Below are 3359 nucleotides of genomic sequence, written 5' to 3' on the forward strand. Positions count from 1 at the left end.
CCGGGGCCGGCCCGGCGCTCGCGGCGGCTCGCGCGGTGCGCCGCGCCGCGGGGCCGTCGGCCGACCTGCCGCGCGCCCGCTACGTGCGTCTCTCGGCGGCGGAGGAGCCTCGTGGCTTCGGCCGCTCCTGAGTTCGAGCTCTACCGCCTTCGCCCCGCCGTCCTCGCGGACGTCGCCGAGGTCACCGCGATCGAACAGGCTTCCTTTCCCGTGCCGTGGAGGCGCGAGTTCTTCGAGAGCGAGCTGCGCGAGCTCCATCCGCCGCGCTACAACCGCGTGCTCGAGCGCCAGCTTCCGGGAATGCCGCGCCTCGCGGCGTACCTGTTCGCCGTCATCCTCTTCGACGAGTTCCACGTCAACAAGATCGCGACCCATCCGGCGGTGCGCGGAGAGGGACATGGGAGACGGCTCATGCGCGACGCGATCGACGCCGCGCGCGATCGGCGGGCCGCATCGATCGTCCTCGAGGTGCGGCTGTCGAACGCCGAAGCGATCCGCTTCTATCGCGCCTTCGCGTTCGTCGAGGTCGGCCGGCGAAAACGCTACTACAAGGACGGCGAGGACGCCCGTGTCATGATGCTTCCCCTCCTCGAAGAGCCCTTCCTCCGCGGCTGAAACGATGCCCGGAGCGCTCGGAATCCCGCTCCCTTCGGCGTTCCCCGGCTTTCCGATTTTCCGCTACAATCGAGACGTGGCCAGGGCGTTTCTCCACCGCCGCAAATTCCCCCCAGAAAGGAGAGTCTGAGCATGGTAGGTACCGACCTTTCCGAGGAGCTCGCGCACGACGAGAGATACCAGGAGCTTCAGCGGCAGCACCAGGAACACGAACGGCTCCTGCACCAGTTCGCCGAGAAGGGGCACCTGACCGAAGAAGAAGATTTCCAGGAAAAACGCCTCAAGAAGGAAAAGCTCGCCCTGAAGGATCAAATGGAGGCGATCCTCCGCCGCCACCGAGAAACCGCGACGGCGTGAGAATCCCGATCGCCGGAGAGGGAGCGCCCTTCCTCGCGCTCCCTCTCCTGGGAACGCTCGCGGCCGCCGTGTTCTCCGTCTGGTGGGCGGCGGCCATCCTCGGCCTCCTGACCCTCTTCCTGATCCAGTTCTTCCGCGATCCCGAACGCTCTTCCGGAGCGCCGGCCGAGTGCGTCCTCTCCCCCGCCGACGGCACGGTTCTGACCGTCGGCGACGCACCCTCGGGAGAAGCGGCCGCGGAGCTCACCCGGAAGGTCGTCATCTTCATGTCCGTCTTCAACTGCCACGTCAACCGCTCGCCGATCTCCGGCACGATCACCCGATACACGTACACCCCGGGCCAGAAGCTCGCCGCCTTTTCCCCGAAGGCCTCGGTCGACAACGAGCAGAACATGATCGATCTCGCCGGAGAGGGACGCCGGGTCGTCTTCAAGCAGATCGCCGGGGCGCTCGCGCGCCGGATCGTCTTCCGGAAGAAGCCGGGCGACCACTGCGCGCGCGGGGAACGGGTCGGCATGATCCGCTTCGGCTCGCGCGTCGACGTCTTCCTGCCGCCCGAAACGGCGGTCGAGGTCAAGCCGGGAGACAAGGTCAAGGCAGGACTGTCGGTCGTCGCGCGCTTCCGGGGGACGCGATGAGCGAGGTCGTCCGGCCCCGCCGGCGAGGCGCGCGCCGCGGCCTCTACGTCCTCCCGACCCTCTTCACGGTCGGCAACCTCTTCTGCGGCTACCTCTCGATCTGGAACTCGATCCAGGGGAACTTCGAATGGGCCGCCGGGCTGATCTTCATCGCCGCGCTCGCCGACGGGCTCGACGGGCGCGTCGCGCGGCTGACCCACACGGCCTCGGAATTCGGGGAAGAGTACGACTCGCTCGCCGACGTGATCTCCTTCGGGATGGCGCCGGCGATTCTCATGTATTTCTGGGGACTCTCGGGCCAGCCCGACCTGCAGCGGCTCGGGTTCATGGTCTCCTTCCTCTTCGTCGTGTGCGGATCGATGCGGCTCGCGCGGTTCAACATCCAGACGCACGTCGTCGACAAGCGGTTCTTCGTCGGCCTCCCGATCCCGATGGCCGCCTCGGTTCCCGCCTCGATCGTGCTGTCGAACCCGCGCGCGCAGATCACCCGCCCCGCTTTCTTCCTCCTCCTCGCCGCGACCGCGATCCTGTCGTACCTGATGGTCTCGACGATCCGGTATCGCTCGTTCAAGGACCTCGATCTGAAGCGCCGGCGCCCGCTCGGCGTGCTCCTCATCATCGCGCTCGTGATGGCGTTCATCGGATTCCGCCCCGCGATCGCCCTGATGACGATCTCCGTGGTGTTCGCGCTCTCCGGCCCGATCCTCCGGGGCGTCGCGCTCCTCCGCCGCAAGGCGCGATGAAGGACGCCGGGCGGAAGCTCCGCATCGGGCTGACCGATCCCGAGGGCCCCCTCGCCCGGCACCTGCGGGACGTGTTCGCCGGAAGCGGACTTCCGGTCTCCCGGTTCGTTCCGCTCGGAACGGAAGAGGAGGCCGGGGCGCTGAAGCCCGGCGCGGAGGAGCCGGAGATCGTCGTCCCGCCGGCTCGCGAGACCGTCGGCGATCTGGATCTGCTCGTCCTCGCCGGCTCGCCCGTCGACGACGAGGCGCGCCGGCTCGCGAGGGAGAACGGCGTCGCCGTCTGGGACGCCGCCGATACCCCTCCCGCGGCGTTCGGGTGCGCGGCGATCCTGGAGTCCGCGGCGCCGGAGTCCGCGGTCTTCACGCTGCTCGTCCCCGCCGCCGAGGAAGGGACGCGCGGAATCCAGGAGCTCTTTCGCCAGAGCGGCGACGCGCTGAATTTCCGCGATACGGAAGCGCCGGTCTTCGGAAGCCGGCTCGCCTTCAACCTGTTTCGCGACGCCCGGACGGACGCGCTCGGCGCCCGGATCGAGGCCCATCTCCGGAAACGGTATCCATCGTCCCCGGCGGCCGTCGTCGCGGTCCGGGCCGCGCTGTTCCACGGGTACGCGGGATCGGCCGTCCTCCGGTTCGACGACGCGGACGCGGCGGAGCGCGCCGCGACGCGCCTTCGCGCAACTCCCGGCATCACGTCGGAAAACGAGCGGGGCGCCTCTCCCGCCGCCGCCGTCGAGAACGGCGGCGTGCGGATCGACTCGCCCGAGGTGCGGGGCGACACCGTCGGCGTGTGGTTCGCGTTCGACGGGCTGGCGCTCGCTGCCGAAAACGCCGTCGCCCTCGCCCGACGGACCTGGCGGGAATAGACCCGCGTCGGCGCGACCGACGACACCGGGGTTCCGGGCGTTCGTCCTCCGCCGCATTGCCTCCGCCTTCGTCGCGGCGAGCGCGGCGCGACGTCTCCGCCGCGCCCGGTTACTCGAGCGGGGTGTCGGGTGTCGTGAGCGTC

General features: G+C 69.5%; 5 protein-coding genes. All 5 read left to right on the forward strand.

Translation table 11 applies throughout. The annotated features are described in order from the left end of the window. Window positions 1–615: ribosomal protein S18-alanine N-acetyltransferase (gene rimI, locus VFS34_16255; protein ID HET9796005.1), on the forward strand; the 615-nt coding region annotated here is incomplete at its 5' end. Between the two features lie 132 nt (window positions 616–747). Then, window positions 748–972 (forward strand): DUF465 domain-containing protein, encoded by a 225-nt coding sequence (locus VFS34_16260; GenBank protein ID HET9796006.1) that lies wholly within the window; start codon window positions 748–750, stop codon window positions 970–972. Further along, window positions 969–1610, forward strand: a complete 642-nt coding sequence (locus tag VFS34_16265) for a phosphatidylserine decarboxylase family protein (protein ID HET9796007.1) — start codon at window positions 969–971, stop codon at window positions 1608–1610. The genes VFS34_16260 and VFS34_16265 overlap by 4 nt, the downstream gene beginning before the upstream one ends. After that, window positions 1607–2353, forward strand: coding sequence for a CDP-diacylglycerol--serine O-phosphatidyltransferase (gene pssA / locus VFS34_16270; GenBank protein ID HET9796008.1), 747 nt, complete (start codon window positions 1607–1609; stop codon window positions 2351–2353). Before VFS34_16265 ends, pssA begins: the two co-directional genes overlap by 4 nt. After that, entirely contained in the window at window positions 2350–3216 is an 867-nt protein-coding gene (locus tag VFS34_16275) for a hypothetical protein (protein ID HET9796009.1), read from the forward strand. Before pssA ends, VFS34_16275 begins: the two co-directional genes overlap by 4 nt. Window positions 3217–3359 lie beyond the last annotated feature (143 nt).

The sequence above is a fragment of the Thermoanaerobaculia bacterium genome (assembly GCA_035717485.1).
GTDB lineage: Bacteria > Acidobacteriota > Thermoanaerobaculia > UBA5066 > DATFVB01 > DATFVB01.

What these genes read in the sequence shown, in the direction of transcription:
- VFS34_16275 (HET9796009.1), top strand. Translation starts at nt 2,350, where the DNA reads ATGAAGGACGCCGGGCGGAAGCTCCGCATCGGGCTGACCGATCCCGAG.
- pssA (HET9796008.1), top strand. Translation starts at nt 1,607, where the DNA reads ATGAGCGAGGTCGTCCGGCCCCGCCGGCGAGGCGCGCGCCGCGGCCTC.
- VFS34_16260 (HET9796006.1), top strand. Translation starts at nt 748, where the DNA reads ATGGTAGGTACCGACCTTTCCGAGGAGCTCGCGCACGACGAGAGATAC.